At 67.5% G+C, this 16,412-nt stretch carries 14 protein-coding genes; 8 read left to right on the top strand and 6 right to left on the bottom strand.

Features of this window, described 5'->3' with window-relative positions:
- Positions 1–189: 189 nt before the first annotated feature.
- Together ACFVIV_RS29430 and ACFVIV_RS29425 are read right to left on the bottom strand one after the other, a co-directional pair.
- Positions 190–438: a hypothetical protein gene (locus ACFVIV_RS29430; protein ID WP_379201843.1), complete on the bottom strand. Its 249-nt coding sequence runs from the start codon at positions 436–438 to the stop codon at positions 190–192.
- A 114-nt stretch (positions 439–552) separates the two neighbouring features.
- The gene (locus ACFVIV_RS29425; protein WP_379201841.1) at positions 553–3,498 is read right to left on the bottom strand and encodes an AMP-binding protein; all 2,946 of its coding nucleotides are present in this window, start codon (positions 3,496–3,498) and stop codon (positions 553–555) included.
- Between the two features lie 497 nt (positions 3,499–3,995).
- Between ACFVIV_RS29425 and ACFVIV_RS29420 the strand changes: the two genes are divergently transcribed.
- From ACFVIV_RS29420 to idi, 4 genes are read left to right on the top strand one after another with little or no spacing between them, the layout of a single operon-like run.
- Positions 3,996–5,405 carry a family 2B encapsulin nanocompartment shell protein gene (locus ACFVIV_RS29420; RefSeq protein WP_379201839.1) on the top strand — a complete coding sequence of 470 codons (1,410 nt, stop codon included), beginning with the start codon at positions 3,996–3,998 and terminating at the stop codon, positions 5,403–5,405.
- Positions 5,406–5,417: 12 nt separating this feature from the next.
- Positions 5,418–6,866 (top strand): family 2 encapsulin nanocompartment cargo protein terpene cyclase, encoded by a 1,449-nt coding sequence (locus ACFVIV_RS29415; RefSeq protein WP_379201837.1) that lies wholly within the window; start codon positions 5,418–5,420, stop codon positions 6,864–6,866.
- An 18-nt stretch (positions 6,867–6,884) separates the two neighbouring features.
- The gene (locus tag ACFVIV_RS29410; RefSeq protein ID WP_379201835.1) at positions 6,885–7,763 is read left to right on the top strand and encodes a geranyl diphosphate 2-C-methyltransferase; all 879 of its coding nucleotides are present in this window, start codon (positions 6,885–6,887) and stop codon (positions 7,761–7,763) included.
- Positions 7,760–8,368 carry an isopentenyl-diphosphate Delta-isomerase gene (gene idi, locus ACFVIV_RS29405; protein WP_379201833.1) on the top strand — a complete coding sequence of 203 codons (609 nt, stop codon included), beginning with the start codon at positions 7,760–7,762 and terminating at the stop codon, positions 8,366–8,368. Before ACFVIV_RS29410 ends, idi begins: the two co-directional genes overlap by 4 nt.
- Positions 8,369–8,540: 172 nt before the next feature.
- Here idi and acpM read toward each other — a convergent pair whose 3' ends face one another.
- A complete protein-coding gene (gene acpM, locus ACFVIV_RS29400; RefSeq protein ID WP_379201831.1) occupies positions 8,541–8,846 on the bottom strand; it encodes a meromycolate extension acyl carrier protein AcpM in 306 nt (101 codons plus the stop codon).
- A gap of 78 nt (positions 8,847–8,924) precedes the next feature.
- On the opposite strand from acpM, the gene ACFVIV_RS29395 reads away from it, so the two are divergent.
- A complete protein-coding gene (locus ACFVIV_RS29395) occupies positions 8,925–9,860 on the top strand; it encodes a MerR family transcriptional regulator (protein ID WP_379201829.1) in 936 nt (311 codons plus the stop codon).
- A 14-nt stretch (positions 9,861–9,874) separates the two neighbouring features.
- On the opposite strand, the gene ACFVIV_RS29390 is transcribed toward ACFVIV_RS29395, so the two are convergent.
- The 3 genes from ACFVIV_RS29390 to ACFVIV_RS29380 all read right to left on the bottom strand — a co-directional run bounded on the left by ACFVIV_RS29390 (position 9,875) and on the right by ACFVIV_RS29380 (position 12,824).
- Entirely contained in the window at positions 9,875–10,513 is a 639-nt protein-coding gene (locus ACFVIV_RS29390) for a DUF4097 family beta strand repeat-containing protein (protein ID WP_379201827.1), read from the bottom strand.
- Between the two features lie 159 nt (positions 10,514–10,672).
- The gene (gene rffA / locus ACFVIV_RS29385) at positions 10,673–11,812 is read right to left on the bottom strand and encodes a dTDP-4-amino-4,6-dideoxygalactose transaminase (protein WP_379201826.1); all 1,140 of its coding nucleotides are present in this window, start codon (positions 11,810–11,812) and stop codon (positions 10,673–10,675) included.
- A complete protein-coding gene (locus ACFVIV_RS29380) occupies positions 11,802–12,824 on the bottom strand; it encodes a glycosyltransferase (protein WP_379202000.1) in 1,023 nt (340 codons plus the stop codon). The genes rffA and ACFVIV_RS29380 overlap by 11 nt, the downstream gene beginning before the upstream one ends.
- Positions 12,825–13,132: 308 nt before the next feature.
- Between ACFVIV_RS29380 and ACFVIV_RS29375 the strand changes: the two genes are divergently transcribed.
- Genes ACFVIV_RS29375 through ACFVIV_RS29365 form a run of 3 tightly spaced genes read left to right on the top strand, consistent with a single transcriptional unit; the run spans position 13,133 to position 16,249 of the window.
- Positions 13,133–15,397, top strand: coding sequence for a hypothetical protein (locus ACFVIV_RS29375; RefSeq protein ID WP_379201824.1), 2,265 nt, complete (start codon positions 13,133–13,135; stop codon positions 15,395–15,397).
- Positions 15,394–16,017: a GtrA family protein gene (locus ACFVIV_RS29370; RefSeq protein ID WP_379201823.1), complete on the top strand. Its 624-nt coding sequence runs from the start codon at positions 15,394–15,396 to the stop codon at positions 16,015–16,017. The genes ACFVIV_RS29375 and ACFVIV_RS29370 overlap by 4 nt, the downstream gene beginning before the upstream one ends.
- 10 nt (positions 16,018–16,027) lie before the next feature.
- On the top strand, positions 16,028–16,249 hold the full coding sequence (locus tag ACFVIV_RS29365) for a Trm112 family protein (RefSeq protein WP_379201821.1): 222 nt from the start codon (positions 16,028–16,030) through the stop codon (positions 16,247–16,249).
- Positions 16,250–16,412 lie beyond the last annotated feature (163 nt).

Raw genomic sequence — 16,412 nt, 5'->3', positions numbered from 1 at the left:
ACCCGACCAACTTCCTCGAACCCCCAACAGCGCCAACACCTTCCGACCAGCCGACGAGGTTTGACGCCCCGAATCGTGCGCAGGATGTGAAACGACATCGACCGGGAACTGGTGGTGGCAAAGCCCGAGAAGGGGCCGCCACCAGTTCCCGGTCGGCGATATTTCGCACCGGCTCGGTGCGACGCTCTATCAGCGGAAGATGGTCATGTACCACAGGCCGTCGGCGCCCTGGTCGCAGCGCCACTGCCAGCCGTCCTCGCCGCGCAGCTGGACGCCGCCGGCTTCGAAGCTGCCGCCGTTGCCGTCAGCGGCGCAGGCGTCGACGGTGGCGTAGTTGCCGTCCACCTGCAGTTCCTCGGCGTTGGCGGGGGCGGCGACCAGGGCCACGGCGCCCAGGGCGATGACGGAAGCGCCCAGAGCCTTCTTCACGATCGACATCGGTAGTCCTCTCATTCGGGTGGGTTGCCGTTTCGGCGACCCGCTCGGGAGCTATTCCACCGTGCCGATCGTGACCGTTTCGTGAACGGATTTCGGCGGCCGGGAATCGGCTGTTCAGAGGGACAAACGCTGTGCCAGGTCGGGGGTCAGCACCTCGTAGGACTCCAATTCGCGGTTGTACCACCAGGTTCGGTCTCCGGGCACCGGACCGCCCGCGGCTTGGACGGCGCGGGTGGAGGGCCGGAAGGTGGAGCTGCGCGGGATGTCGTCCACGACATAGACGAGGTCGGGGCGCTGGTCGGGGGCCAGGGCTCGGACCGCCTCGGTGACGTCCTTGGAATCCAGGCGGAAGCCGTCGCGAATGCTCACGGCCGCGACCGCGAGGCAGCGGTCGCCGGCTTGCAGCCCGTACGCGACTTCCATATCCACGGCCGTGATGTCGTTGAGGATGTCGACGATGGGCTGGGTGAACACCGGCCCGCGCGGGGTGTGGATGACGGTGTCGCGGCGGTCCATGAGCCAGTAGTCGCCGTCGCTGTCGCGGCGGAAGAGGTTCTCCGTCGGCATCCAGGCGTCACCGGGGGCGAAGACGCCGCGCAGGCCGCCCGCGGACAGGTCGACGGTGTCGGTGGTGGTGCCGATCAGCAGTCCCACTTCGTTGTCCGCGCAGCGGCGCGCGAAACCCGAGTCCTCGACCAGGATTTCGTCGGTGGTCGGGTCGTAGGCGATGAGTTCGACGCGGGCGGTGCCGGGCACCGGCCGGCCCTTGCTGCCGATCTTGGCGCCGAGCACATTGGCCAGCACCACATCTCCCTCGATGGAGGCGTAGAACTCGAGCACGCGCGCGGGCTCGAACCGCTCCTCGGTGCGCCGCCACAGCCCCGCGGGCATGCCGGACCCGATGAACAGGCGGATCGGATGCGGGAGCCCATTGGGGAAGGTGTCGGCATCGAGGATGTCGCGCAACATGGTCCAGGTGTAGGTGACTACGGTGACGCCGTAGCGGTGCACCTCCGCGGCGAACTGCGCGGGATCCAAGGAGCGGGCCAGCGCGATCCGGCTGCCGCCCGCCACCGCGCCGCCCAGGCTCACCAGCAGCCCGGACGAATGATGCAGCGGCGCAAGGCAGTACACGGTGTCGCGGCGGCCCAGATCGGCGGCCGAGGCGGTGCCGAAGGCGGACAGCGCCCAGCGGTGGTTGGTGACGTGCTTGACGTCGAAGCGATGCCCGGTGCCGGTCACCAGGATGAACGCCAGCTCGCGCGCCAGGCCCGGATTGGGGCGGTACCAGGCGGGCAGCGTCACCTGAGCGGGATCGATCTGCTCGAGATCGGTGACATCGCAGCCCGCCGGAATGTCCAGCTCGCGGGATTCCCCGCCGCCGAGCACCAGCACGCGGGTGCCGGTGGCGGCCGCGGCCCGGAGGTTCTCCGGGTCAGCGATGAGCAGCTTGGTGCCGGTCAGCTCGACCGCCTTGGGCAGTTCGCTGCCGGGCGCGAGCAGCACCGCCACCGCACCCAGGCGCGAGAGGGCCGCGATGGCGGCCAGCGCGCTGGGCCGCGTCTCCATGACGACGCCCACCCGGGTGGCCGGGCGCACGCCGACGGAAATGAGCCCGCGCACCACATTGTCGATGCGCTGATTGACCGCCGCCTGGGTGTGCACGCGATCCTCGAACAGGAACAGATCCTGATTCGGGCTCCGCCGCGCCTGCTCGGCCAGCAGGCGGCCCAGCGAGATGCGGGTGTGCGGCTGGATCATGCCGAGCCGGGTCAGTCGCGGCAGCGCGCGGGCCGCCTCGCCGGTCAGCTCGACGGTGCCGCGCAGGGTCTGCCCGGCCACGCCCTCCACGGCCTTGCCCAGCCCGGCCCCGGCCTCGGCGAGGCTGCCGATGGCGTGCACGGCTCGGGTGAAGGCGGAGCTGGGCCGCTTGCGGGCGACATGATCGTTCATGGGCTCGATCTCCTCGGGCAGCTCGCCGCGGCCGCTGAGCCAGTTCACCCATTCACGCACCAGCGGCCAGGTCTGGCGGGTGGCGGTGGAACCGGAGACGAGGCCGAAATGCCCTGCCACCAAACTGGCTTCGTACACCTCGGCATGCGGCGCGGCGCGGCGGATGCCGCGCACGGCGGCGGGCTGGCCGATATCGTCGACCTCGCCGACGAAAGCCAGTATCGGGCAGCGGATCTCCGCCAGTGAGATGACCTGGTCGCGGATGACGAAGCCGCCCAGCATCATTCGATTGTGCTTGACGAACTGCTGCAGCAGATCGGTGAGCGCGGGGCCCGGATAGCCCAGCCACCCTTCGGCTTCCAGGAATCGGCGCTGGCGTTCACGCGGCAGCAGCGCCTCGCGGTCGTGCAGCTGGCGCAGGAAGTCCAGGCGCGCCTTGGCGGTCTTGACCGGATCCAGCGCCTGGAAGCCCAGCCGCACCATGGAATCGGTGATCGGCAGCCGGTTCAGCACATGATCGCTGAGGAAGTCGGCCATATCGGAGGCCAGCCCGTGCGGCAGCCCGAACGGCATGCCCGCCACGGCGTCCACCGGGCTGCCGAAGGTGACGATGGACTCCACGCCCTTGCCGAAGCGGTAGGCGGCGGTCTGATAGGCGAACAGGCCCCCCTGCGAATAGCCCATCAGGTGCACGCCGCGACCGGTCAGCTCGTGGACGGTGTCGATGGCGCTGCTGACCGCGAGGACGTGGTCGGCGAGATCGCGATCCCAGCCGCCTTCCTCCACGGCCGGCGAACCGAAATCGACGACCCAGCAGTCGATTCCGGCGCGCTGCAGAATGCCGACCGCTCCGTCCCGGCCGTTCACGTCCCAGATCTCGGCGGTGACCATGATCGGCGGCACCAGCACCACGACCGGACGGTCGACGCTGGTGTCGTCCGGGAAGTAGTGGCGCAGCCGGTACATGCGCTTACGCTCGACGATTTCGTACGGCGAGGATTCGATGTCGTGAACCAGCCCCCCGAACCGGATCACCTCGAGCCCGTTCTGCGCAGTCGCCACCAGGCGCTGCATCGGCCCCACAACGGACTTCGTATTGAATTTCACGGCTTTGCTCCCAGACCTACCCTGCTCGTGACCTGCGCTATCCGCCCCAACGCGGCCTGACGAGCTTCCCATAGGGTCAGCCTACTGCGGGGCGCTTGTGACCAGCACCATGCGGGCTACCCCGGGACCGACCGTACGGGCTGCCGCTTTGAATCCGACCGGTCGGAAATTGGTGTGAACCTGCGAACGCTGTCCAGTGACTGACGGAAACCTGGTCGACATGCGTGTCATACCGAACGGTTCAGGGGCATGCGGGCGATGCTGCCAGTGCGGCGAAGCTCTCCGGTGTCGCAATGGCTATGTGCCAGTCATTCTGTTTATGCGGTTTCGCTGCGATTCACAACGCTGCGACCTACCATCGGTATCGCTGGAACGCACTGTCGCGCTTGTTCTTTCACTCAAATCACTAGTTTTCGCAGGCCAATTCCGGCCTGCTGTATCGACGTGGCTTCACCGCTTTCCTTGTGCGGTGGCCCCTTCGAGGTGAGGACCGCAGCATGACCATCGAAATGCCCACCCAGACAACCACTAACGGCCAACGCAAATCACTCAGCACCGCTGCCGCTCACCAGCTGGCGCACACCACCAAATCCGAACCCCAGATGCAGGGCATCAGCTCCCGATGGCTGACCCGCAGCCTGCCGTGGGTGCAGGTGAAAGGTGGTATCTACCGAGTCAACCGCCGGCTCACCCACACCGTCGGCAATGGCGAGGTGGAATTCGTCATCGATGGCCCGAATGCCCGGGTCATCCCGCTCGAATTGCAAGAATTGCCCGAATTGCGCGGCTTCGACGATGAAGAGGCCCTGTCGGCCCTCGCGCAGCGTTTCGAACAGCGCGATCTGGCGCCGGGCACCGTGGTCGCCGAATTCGGCAACCCCATGGATCAGGTCATGCTGATCGTGCACGGCAAACTCTCCAAGATCGGCACCGGCGAATACGGCGAGACCACCAAACTCGGCATGCTGGCGGGCGGCGATTACTTCGGCGACGAGATGCTGACCGAGTCGTCCGGTTTCTGGCCGGTCACCGTCAAGGCCGTCACCCCGGTGACCATGCTGGTGCTGACCCGGCAAACCCTCGACGAGGTGACCGGGAACGTACCCGCGCTGCAGCAACATCTGGATGCCGTCGCCGCCGCGCCGTCCCGGCCGCAGAACAAATACGGCGAGGCCGAAATCGTGGTCTCCTCAGGCCATTCCGGTGAGCCCATGCTCGACGGCACCTTCGTCGACTACGACGAGCGGCCCCGCGAATACGAACTCGGCCTGGCGCAGTCCGTGCTGCGGGTGCACACCCGCGTCGCCGATCTGTTCAACGATCCGATGGACCAGATCGAACAGCAGCTGCGGCTGACCATCGAGGCCATGTACGAGCGACGCGAATACGACCTGGTGAACAATCCCGACTTCGGGTTGCTGCACAACTGCGATCTCAAACAGCGCATCTACTCCGAATCCGGCGCGCCCACCCCGGACGATATGGACGAACTGCTGTCCATGCGGCGCAGCACCAAGCTGTTCCTGGCGCACCCCAAGGCCATTGCCGCCTTCGGCCGGGAATGCAACAAGCGCGGGCTCTACCCGGACCCGGTGGAGATCGACGGCCATCGCGTGCCCGCCTGGCGCGGCGTCCCCATCTTCCCGTGCGGCAAGATCCCGGTCAGCGACACCCAGACCACCTCCATCCTGGCCATGCGCACCGGCGAGAAGGATCAGGGCGTCATCGGCCTGCACCAGATCGGCATTCCGGACGAGTACGAGCCCAGCCTGAACGTCCGGTTCAAGGGCATCGACGATCAATCGATCATCTCCTACCTGGTCAGCTGCTACTACTCGGCCGCCGTCCTGGTCCCCGATGCGCTCGGCATTCTCGACAATGTGCTGGTCGCCCGGCAGTCCGACTGATCGGAGCACACCATGTCGGTGCTCTCTCGCGCCGCCGCGCCGCCCGCCACCCACGAGGTGGCGGCGGCCGTCGCGGAGCTGCTGAAGAATTTCGATCCCGCGGCGCCGGTCGTCCTCACCGTCCCGGAGAGTGTGGAACCCGGCGCCCCGCTGGATGATCCACGGATCGGCGAATCGGATGCCGCCGAGGCGCACGCGCCCAAGCGGCTCATCGGGCCCAGCGGGCTCGGCGCCGCGAGCCTGCGGATCAACCTGCCATCCACCGATATCATCGCGGCGGCCGCTGCGCTCGCCGCCCGTCAGGTTCCGGAAAAGTCTCGAATTCCGCTTTCCCCCAGTGGGATCGGGACCGAGTCGGCGCTGTTGCGGCAGATCGTCCCGGCCCCGGCCGATCCCGAATCGGAAGCTCCGGCGCGGCGGATCGCCCAGGGCCCCACGGGAGTCGGCACATCCTCCACCCAGCGCAAGCAACCGGAGGGCCGGGCCATCCCGGCGCTGTACTGCCCGCCGCCGGTGCGGGACGATCCGGTGCTGGCGGAGGCGGTGAACGAAGGAATCATCGCCTGGGCCAAGGAGATCGGGCTGTACGAAGGACGCCTCGATGATCTGCGCAAGGCCGACTTCGGGCGTCTGATAATGCTGGCGCATCCGGACTGCGATGACGCTGATCGCCTGCTCGCGGCCGCCAAATGCGCGGTGACGGAGTGGTCGGTGGACGACTACTACTGCGAGGAGGACGCCAGCGACATCGCACCGGACGGATCCAAGTCCACGCCGGAGGCCGAACTCGGGCCGCGGCTCGAATTGGCCGCCGCGGCAATGGATCCCGTACATCTGCCGACGCGGTATCAGGTGCAGGTGGAGCAGGCCATGCAGAGCGATCCGATTCTGCGGGCCTTCCGGACCTCCTTCGAGCATCTGGCGCAGTTCGCCTCGCCCACCCAGGTGGCGCGATTGCGGACCGAGATCGCCGGTTGGTTCATCGCGCTCGGCGCGGAAGCCGGCTGGCGGGCCGCGAAGCGCATGCCGCCGGTGTGGGAATATCTGCTCAACCGGCAGCCGCACAGTTTCCTGCCGTGCATGGCCCCGCTCGACGCCGTGGGCGGCTACGAACTACCGGCCCCGGAGTACGCCGATCCGCGCGTGCGGCGGGTGGTGACCACCGCGGCCCTGGCCAGCCAGATGGTGAACGACCTGTACTCCATGGCGCGCGAGGACCTTTCCAACGGCAGGGAATTCAATCTGCCGACGGTGCTGGCGGCGGAGGAGAAGTGCTCGCGGCGGGAAGCGGTGCAGCGCACCGCCGCGGTGCACGACGAACTGGTGCACCGCTTCGAAGCCGAAGCCGGCGCGCTGGCCGCCACCGGATCCCCGGAACTGCGCCGCTTCCTGGGCGGGCTGTGGGCATGGATGGGCGGCAACCGCGCCTGGCATGCCGACAGCCGCCGATACAACGACTAATCGAGAGGATCTACCGCCATGACCGTGCTCGAGCCACAGACCGAGACCGATGGTGTGCTGCGCACCGAATATCAGAAATCGGTGGCCGCGTACTGGAACAACAATCCCAACGATGATCGCGTCAACACCAAGCTCGGGGAGGTGGACGGGCTCTACCACCATCACTACGGCATCGGCGCACCCGACCTGTCCGTGCTCGAAGGCCCGGAGGAGACCCGGCAGGATCGGCTGGTCAAGGAACTGCACCGGCTGGAGACCGCACAGGCCGACGCGCTGCTCGATCAGCTCGGCGACGTGCGGCCCGGCGATCAGCTGATGGACGGCGGGTCCGGGCGCGGCGGCACCAGCTTCATGGCCAATCAGCGCTTCGGCTGCCGGGTGGACGGGGTCACCATCTCCGAATACCAGGTCGGCTTCGCCAATGATCAGGCCCGCGAGCGCGGCGTCTCGGAGAAGGTGCGGTTCCACTTCAAGAACATGCTCGAAACCGGTTTCGACTCGGGTTCCAAGCGCGGCATCTGGACCAATGAGACCACCATGTACGTGGACCTTTTCGAGCTGTTCGCCGAGTTCTCCCGCCTGCTCGAACCGGGCGGCCGCTACGTCTGCATCACCGGCTGCTCCAATGACGTCTTCGGCGCCCGCTCGGCCTCGGTGAGCTGGATCGACGCCCACTACGGCTGCAACATCCACCCCCGCAGCGAGTACTTCAAGGCCCTCGCCGCCAACAATCTGGTGCCGATCGCGGTCCGCGACCTCACCCCCGACACCATCCCCTACTGGGAGCTGCGCACCCACTCCGAACTGGCCACCGGCGTGGAAAAACCCTTCCTGACCTCGTACAAGGAGGGCAGCTTCCAATACCTCATGATCACCGCCGATAAGGTGGGTAGGTGACCGGCACCCCCACCGCCTCCGACGCCACCCCGGCGATCGACCGTGAAACCCTGCTCGTCGAACTCGTCGACGAGCAGGGCCACGCGGCCGGATCGCTGTCGGTGGCGGCGGCCCACACCGCGCCGGGTCGCCTGCACCGAGCCTTCTCGGTCCTGCTCTTCGACAATGCCGGCCGAGTCCTCCTGCAACAGCGAGCCGGCGTGAAAACCCGCTTCCCGCTGCTGTGGACCAACACCTGCTGCGGCCACCCGGCCCCCGGTCAATCCGTGGTGGAAGCCGCCTCGACCCGCCTCCACGAGGAACTGGGCCTGTCCGCCGACCTCACCGAAATCGGCACCTTCACCTACCAGGCCTCGGACCCCCATACCGGCCGAGTCGAATTCGAATACGACCACGTCCTCATCGGCCACCTCAACGGCACCACCCCCCACCCGAATCCCGATGAGGTCGAAGCCATCTCCTGGGTCCACCCCGAAACGCTCCCCGCCGAGATCGACACCACCCCGGAGCGCTACACCCCCTGGCTGAGCGGAGTCCTCGCCACCATCGCCACCCACCAGGCAAATCCCGTCTCCCGCAAGACAAACGGCTCAACACCCGCCTGACCATCAGCACTCGCGAGCCGTCCAGGCACGCATCTCAATCTGAAACATCATCGACCGGGAACTGGTGGCGGACCCTTCTCGGGCTTTGCCGCCACCAGTTCCCGGTCGATGTCGTTTCACATGTCTTCGCGCGCAAGACCCCCGATTACTGGCGGATCGGGGGCCTCACATATCAATTCGAGTGGGATTCCTTGAATTTCGCCTCCATCTCCGCGGCGAGCTCCGGCTCCTGGGACTCCATCCGCTGGACGTAGGCGACCGCGTCGCCGACGGTTCTCAAACTCGCCAGGTCCTCGTCGGGGACCTTCACGCTGTACTTGTCCTCCAGCTGGACGGCGATCTCCACCAGCGACAGCGAGTCGATCTGCAGGTCGTCGACGAACGACTTCTCGGCCGTCACCTCGGCGGCCTCGATACCCGTCACCTCTTCGACGATCTCCGCAATGCCGGCGATGATCTCTTCCCGCGTGGTAGTCACGAATCACTCTCCTCTGTAATCACATCCGCAGTACGCCGGTACGCTAAGCGCTCCACCGGGGTGGAGGTTCAAGAGGTTGTGACAGACGACACACAAGCCGATGCGCTCGTGAGCATCGGAGAATTGGCGCGCAGCACCGGACTTGCGGTGCGGACAATCCGGTTCTACTGCGACGAAGGCATTCTGGAATCCCAGCGCAGCGCGGGCGGTCATCGCATGTTCGATCCCGCCGCCGCCACCGAACGACTACTCCTGATCCGGCGTTTACGTGCCCTCGGTCTCGGGCTTGGCCCGATAACCGATGTGCTGCACGGAAACCAGTCGATCGCCGAGGCCATCACCGCCGAAAGCGCCCGACTCGACCTCGAATTCAGATCCCTGTCCTGGCGTCGAGCATCCCTCCATGCGATCGAGGCGGCCACTCCGGCGCAGCGCCCCACCCGCCTCGCCATGCTGGCCGCCGCCCAGGACGGGGGCGCCGCACATGATTCCCTCGTGCACTTCTGGCACCGCATCCTCACCCCCATCCCACGCGGCGACATCGACATCTACGTCGGCTGGAACGTCCCCGAGCCCCCCGCCGACCCCTCCGTCGACGACGTCGTCGCCTACGCCGAACTGGCCACCCTCGCCGCCGACCCCGAACTGAACACCGCCGTGCGACAGCAACTCTGGCGATCCCAGCCAGAGCTGATCCGCGACTGCCGAAAACTCTACGCCGAGGTAGGCGACGTAATGACCGACGTCGTTCCCCACGTATCCGAAGGCACCCACCCCCGCAGCGGCCCCGAACTCGACCGCTTCGTTACCGCTCACGCAACCGCCCGGGGCTACCGCGACACCCCGCACTACCGCAAGCACCTCCTGGCCGATGCAACCGACGCCAACCCGCGCATTCACCGCTACTGGACCCTGACAGCAAAGTTCCTCAGCCCGCGAATCACCGTGGGCCAGGCCCACAACTGGGTCTACAACGCCTTGGCCACCTCCGCCGAGCCGCCGACGCGGCGGTAGCGTGGGGGAGGGGGTCAGGCGGCGGTGGCGGGGCGGATGATGATATTGCCGTAGGAGTTTCGGGCGTAGACCTCGACGGTGTTCTTGGTGTCCTGGGGGACGGGGTGGGTGATGTTCTGGACGTTGCCGTGCAGGGTGTTGGTCTGGAGGCGGGCGGCGCTGCCGGGGTGGATGCCGATTTCCAGCTCGCCCATGGAGGTTTCGAGGCGGAGGGTGCCTCGGGTGGCTTCGCCGATGCGGATGTCGCCCTGGGCGGTGGTGGCGGTGACCGAATCGAGGGCCTGTTCGACGATGATGTCGCCGGAGGAGACCGCGAGGGTGCACTCGCCCAGTTCACCCCTGCCGAGGAGGCGGCCGAGGGCGGTGGTGGCGTTCAGGCGGGAGGCGGTGGGGACCTCGATGGTGACGTCGACCGAGGGGTTGCCACTGAAGGGGCTGTAGGTGCGCCAGCCTTTCGGCGTCGTCACGGCCAGGTGGCCGCCGGTGAAGTTGACCTGGGTCTGCTCGGCGGCGCGGACGCTGTCCTTCTTGGCGGGGTTGGCCGGGCGGACCTCGACGACCGTGTCGGTGCGGTCGGAGGCGATCACCGTGACGTTGCCGCTGAGTACCTCGACGGTGAGGGTGATCGGGTCCGGGGTCTGGAAGGTGGGCATGTCTGCGCTCCTCGGGTCACGGCCACAGTGTGGCTATAAGTAGATGTATACGTAGAACTCACTATAAGTAGAAGTATACGTATATGCAAGGAGGGGGACGTGCGTCGACGTCACGGGGGTGAAAATGCGCGCGATCGGGTCGGGCGACGACCCGATCGGTCAGACGGTGAAGCTGGTGACCCCGTCGATGACGCGGGCGAGCTGCTCCTCGGTGAGCCCGGGCCAAAGCGGCAGGCGCACAACGGTTCCGGAGAACTCGGCGCTGCGCACACAGGGCGTGGGGGTGCGGCCGAGTTTGAGGCCGGCGGGGCTGGAGTCCAGTGGGATGTAGTGGAACGGGGCCGAGATGCCTTGGCCCGCAAGGTGGGCGATGAGGTCGTCGCGGCGGGATTCGGTGGGGACGCGCAGGTAGTACAGGTGCGCGGTGTGGTCGCGGTCGGCGGGGACCGTCATGAGCCGGACGTCGTTGCGGGCGGCCCATTCCGGCAGGCCAGCGGCGTAGGTGTTCCACACCCGGTGCCGGTTGGCCTGGATGGTGTCGAACTCCTCGAGCTGCGCGTCGAGGACGGCGGCATTGAGTTCGCTGGGCAGGTAGCTGGAGCCGATGTCCTGCCAGGAGTACTTGTCCACCGCGCCGCGCAGGAAGCGGGCCCGGTCGGTGCCCTTCTCGCGCACGATTTCCGCACGCGCCATGAGGATTTCATCGGTGAGCAGCAGCGCGCCGCCCTCACCGCAGTGCACGTTCTTGGTGTCGTGGAAGCTGAGCGCGCCGACCGTGCCGATGGTGCCCAGCAGCCGGCCGCGCCACTTGCCGCCCAGGCCGTGCGCATTGTCCTCGATGAGCGCGATGCCATGCGCGTCCGCGAGCTGCTGCAGCCGTTCCATATCCGCGCCGACGCCGCCGTAGTGAATGATCACCACGGCCTTGGTCTTGGGCGTGATCGCCGCCGCCACCGACTCCGGATCGATATTGCCGGTCTCCAGGTCGATATCCGCGAACACCACCGTCGCCCCGCGCAGCGCCATGGCGGTCGCGGTGGAGGTGAACGCGAAACTGGGCACGATCACCTCGTCATCGGGCCCGAGTTCCAGTAGCAGCCCGGCCATTTCGAGCGCGTGCGTGCACGAGGTGGTGAGCAGCGCGTACGGCGCGCCGGTGATGTCGCGCAGCTTGGCGGTGGCGGCCGCGGTGAACGGGCCGTCGCCGTGGCTGTGGTCCGAGGACAGGACCGCCCCGACGTTCGCCAGTTCCTTCGATGCGCGGAACGGGCGGCTGAAGATGATGCGGTCAGTGCTCACTCGGGTCGATCCCCCTGGTCGCTGCGTCGTCGTGCTGATACCGGCGGGGCTGTTCCGGGCGCGGCGTCGGCGAATCCACCGTCAGGTACAGCGGTTTGCCGACGAGCACGTGCAGGGCCACCCCGAGATACTCGGCGATCAGGCCGAGGGAGAACAAGATCGCGCCCGAGCAGAGCAGCAGCACCATCATCAGTGACGCCCAGCCCTCGGGATCGGTGCCGCTGTCGGTGAGCGCGTGCCACACCACCCAGCCGGCCATGACCGCACCGCCCAGGGCGATCGACACCCCGAGCAGGCTCACCAGCCGCAGGCCGCGAGTTCCGCTGCACAGCACCATCTTCCAGAACAGCGAGAACAGCCGCCGGTAGTTGTACCCGGACTCCTCGCGCCCCTCGGCGCGCAATTGCACCGGCACCTGCGCCACCTCGCCGACCACCCAGGTCAGCGCCACATCCAGGTACACGCCATTGGAGGCGACCTCGGCCAGCTGCCGCGCGATATCGCCGCGGATCAGCCGATAGCTCTCGAACCGGGTGGAATCCGGGAAGGCGAACAGCGTCGCGAGCACGATCTTCGCGCCCCGCGAGGTGATATTGCGCAGGAAGCCGTGCGGGCGGGTGTTGGTGGGCTTGGAGTACACCAGATCGGCCCGCTGATTCAGCGCCGCGTCCAGGAAGTCCCCGATGAAGGCCGGATCGTGCTGGCCGTCCTCGTCCATGGTGACGGTCCAGTCGCCGCGCGCGGCCGCCATGCCGGCGATGGTGGCGGCGTCCTGCCCGAAGTTGCGGCTCATCCACACCACCCGCACCTGCGGATAGGTCTCGGCCAGCTCCTGCAGCACCACATCGGAGCGATCCGGCCCGTGGTCGTGCACCAGGATGATCTCGTCCACCCGGTAGGCCGCGCCCCCGGGGGAGGTCATGGGCCCGCCCAATTTGTCCAATTCGGCGACGAGGGGACCGATGGTCTCCTCACCGCGATACACCGGAACGACCACGGAAACGGCATGCACCCGCGTCTGCCCGGCGGGGCCGCGGTATTCGCGCGACTCGGTCGTATCGGACCGGTACGTGCTTTCGGACGGAATCGGCATCAGCTCAATCGACTTTCGATGACGGTGCGTGCCGGAACTCCTCGCTGAACAACAGAGCCCGAGCCGCGGGAAACTCTAACACGGTGCAGGTCGCGGCAATCGGCGCAGCAGGTCATCACAACATCATCCTCGCGCCCGCCGCGGCGCGCGTAACAGGCGGGCCCATGCCATCGCCGGGCTCGCCCCTGTAGGGTCTGGAACTCGTGGTGGAAAGTGCAGTTTCGAAGGTGGCCGAGTCCACCGATTCCGAGCCCAGGGAGCGCTCGGCGAGGCGAGAGAAAATCCGCTGGGGCGTCGTCACCGCGATCGGTGTGGCGCTCGGCTATCTCGCGGTATTGCTGGCCAATCCCCGCCACTTCTTCACCGATGACACCGAATCCCAGTACACCGGACTGTGGGTCATGTTCGGGCGCGCCTTCCGCGACGGGCATTTCCCGCTGCTGGCTCCGGAACAGTGGATGTCGGGCAATTACACCAATGAGGAAGCGGGCCTTTTCAACCCGCCGCAGCTGCTGATCGATCTGATCGCGCCCTCGGTGCCCAATCTCGCCGTCTACGCCACCATCGTGAAGCTCGTCTTCGCGATCATCGCCGCACTCGGCGTCTACCGCGTCTGCCTGGCCTACGGCAGCCGCCCCGAATGGGCCGCCGCCGCCGGCGTGGCCTTCCCCTTCAGCGGCTTCTTCCTGTTCTTCGATTCGGCCAGCTGGGCCACCGCCATGACCGGCACCGCGTGGATGATCCACGCGTGGGCCTCCTCGGTGCGCTACGCACGCGGACAGAGCGGCCCGATCCCGGTCTTCGTCTTCCTGTACCTGGCCATCTCGGTGCAGTACGTGTTCCCGGCCGTGGAGGCCGCGCTCATGCTCGTCGCCGTCGCGGTGGGCGAACTGGTGGTGCGCGGGAAAGCCGCCTGGCTGCCGCTGGCCAAGCTGACCGCCGCCGCCGTGTGCGCGGGCCTGGCCGGTCTGCTCACCTTCCTGCCCAGCATGCTGTCGGCCAAGGTGAGCTGGCGCGGCACCGCCCAGATCAATAACGACCAGTTCCTCACCGTCCCGTGGTCGGAATCGCTGAATGCCAGCCTGCCCAGCACGCTGCCCGCGTTCAGTTCCTGGTGGGGCTACGTGCAGCCGCTGCCCATGGTCTACATCGCCTGGTTCCTGATCCCGGCGCTGGCCTTCATCGATTGGAAGGCCGCGCGCGAGCACTGGAAGCAGCTCGTCTCCATCGCACTGTTCGCCATCATGATGCTCATGTGGACCGCCGGTCCCGGCACCATCGGCCCGCTGCGCTGGCCCGCCCGCGTGCTGCCCATGCTGGCGCTGGGCCTGCTGGTGCTGGTGTGCGTGCTGCTGGGCCGCTTCGGCACGGTACGGGACTGGCGTAACCGCGCTATCGCCGCCGGTGTCCTCATCCTGCTGCTGTGGGTGCGCACCTTCTCCGCCGATCCGCACGATGTGGTGTGGCATGTGCTGTCCGCGGTCGTGGTGGCCGTGCTGGTGGCCGGTGTGGTGTATCTGGGCCGCACCAAGGGCACGGCGGCGGCGGTGCTGCTGACCATCGGCGCCATGGTCCCCATCGCGTACTTCCAGGTGCTCGCGGCGAATCCGAACATCATGTCCTGGGACCTGCCCGCCAACCGGCAGGAGGCGCGGGCGGCGTTCCCCAAGTTCGATACCGGCACCACCTTGCAGCTCAGCGATCGCGGCCTGGTGCAGCCGGCCGAGAAGAGCCTGCAGGGCGCGTACGGCTCGCTGGCGTGGGGCAACTACGCCAAGGATCTCGAGCTCGACTACGTCAACGGCTATACGCCCAACGGGCACTTCTACTTCGGCGAAATGCTGTGCATGCGCTGGGACGGCAGCGTCTGCCCGGATGCCTACCGCCGCATGTTCGCCCCCGAGCCCAGCACCGGCCGCACCCTGGTCGATCTGATGCTCATCGACAGAGTCGTCTTGCAGAAGGCCATGTTCCCCGATGCCGGCAACCAACCGGCCCCGGCGGGTTGGCATTTCGTCGATGTGCCCGGCCACGAGAAGTACATCTGGGTGCTCGAGCGCGACAACGGCCTCATCTCCACCGTGAACGGCCGCATCGGCGACGCGCACAATGTCACCGCCACCTCGCTGGGGGAGACCGATGAGACGAGCCGGGTGCGCGTCAGCTCCGAATCCGGCGGCCGCCTGACCCTGGCGCGCCTGGGCTGGCCCGGATACCGGGTCACCCTGAACGGCAAGACCATCCCGTTCACCACGGTCGCGAATTCCTTCGTCGCCGTGGACATTCCGGCGGGCACCAGCAATGCCGAACTCGAGGTCTCCTGGCGTCCGCCGGGCTGGAAGATCGGCCTCGCCTCCGCCGCGGCCGGTCTGGCGGGAGTGGGCGTGCTGCAATGGCTCTGGATCCGCTCGCGCCGCCGCGACGAGGGAGCCCCCGTCACCGCGGACGGAAACGGCTCGCCCGACCGCGAACTGGTGGGCACGGCATCGTGACGGAACTGGACCGCTCGCTCGCCGAACCCGCGCCCGACCGGGACGCCGTGCGGTCGAACGCTTCCGCCGCCCGACAGGTATCACCATCCGCCGCCCTCGAGCCGCGCGCGAACTCCGTGCTGCCGGAGGAAGGCGAGCCGGTCGAGGCTCCTCCGGGTCCGCTGTTGCGGTTGGTGCGGCGGCAAGAAGTCGCCTACGCGCTCGTCGGCGGGTTCAACACGCTGCTCGGTATGGCCCTGACCATCATGTGGTTGAAGATCCTGGACGGGGCCGTGTCCAAGGACATCGCCGCGGCGTTGTCGGTGGTGCTGGCCTACTGCATCAGCATCGTCATCGCCTTCGTGCTGCATCGCACGCTGGTGTTCCGGGTGCGCGGGAAGGTGCTGCGCGACTTCGTGGCGTTCGTCGGCGTGAACTCGGTCGGCATGGTGCTCAATATGGTGCTGCTGCAATTCGTGGTCTCGGTGTTCCACGCTCCCGAGGAGCCGGCCGCCGTGGTGGTCATGGGCCTGGTCGCGGCGGTGACCTTCTTCGGGCACCGGCACATCTCGTTCCGCCGTGATCCCCACGAGGGCCCGCATGACGCACACGATTCCCGGCCTTCCGGCGCGGCCCGGTAGGTTGAGGGTCATGTCGGAGGAAATCCTGGACGCCACCCTGCTGAGCCTGCTCGCCTGCCCGCAGGACAAGGGCCCGCTGCTGCTGGTGCGCGACGAGAACGGCGACAGCCTGCTCTACAACCAGCGCCTGCGCATCGCCTACCCGATCGACAACGGCATCCCGGTGCTGCTGGCCGACGAGGCCCGCAAGGTCACCGACCTCGAACACACATCCTTCATCGCCCAGGGCTGACGTCCCTGCTGAGCGCCCGGTCGAAGATTCCCCCTCGTCATTCCGGCGTGGGTTTTGGGGGGGTGCACCCGGGGGGGGGGGTGGGGCGGCGCGGGGTCCCGGGTTGCCCCGGGGGTGTTGTGCGCCCCCCCCCCCCCCGGCGGGGCGGGGCGGCGCGGATTGC

Origin of the sequence: Nocardia sp. NPDC127526 (assembly GCF_042672265.1) — a bacterium.
Lineage (GTDB): Bacteria > Actinomycetota > Actinomycetes > Mycobacteriales > Mycobacteriaceae > Nocardia.
Note: the sequence above shows the minus strand (reverse complement) of the source record. Positions and strands in the feature narration are given on the sequence as shown.

Bases quoted from the DNA above. Each gene is read 5' to 3' on its own strand.
- ACFVIV_RS29430 (WP_379201843.1), bottom strand. From the start codon at position 438: ATGTCGATCGTGAAGAAGGCTCTGGGCGCTTCCGTCATCGCCCTGGGC.
- ACFVIV_RS29420 (WP_379201839.1), top strand. From the start codon at position 3,996: ATGACCATCGAAATGCCCACCCAGACAACCACTAACGGCCAACGCAAA.
- ACFVIV_RS29415 (WP_379201837.1), top strand. From the start codon at position 5,418: ATGTCGGTGCTCTCTCGCGCCGCCGCGCCGCCCGCCACCCACGAGGTG.
- ACFVIV_RS29410 (WP_379201835.1), top strand. From the start codon at position 6,885: ATGACCGTGCTCGAGCCACAGACCGAGACCGATGGTGTGCTGCGCACC.
- ACFVIV_RS29390 (WP_379201827.1), bottom strand. From the start codon at position 10,513: ATGCCCACCTTCCAGACCCCGGACCCGATCACCCTCACCGTCGAGGTA.
- ACFVIV_RS29365 (WP_379201821.1), top strand. From the start codon at position 16,028: ATGTCGGAGGAAATCCTGGACGCCACCCTGCTGAGCCTGCTCGCCTGC.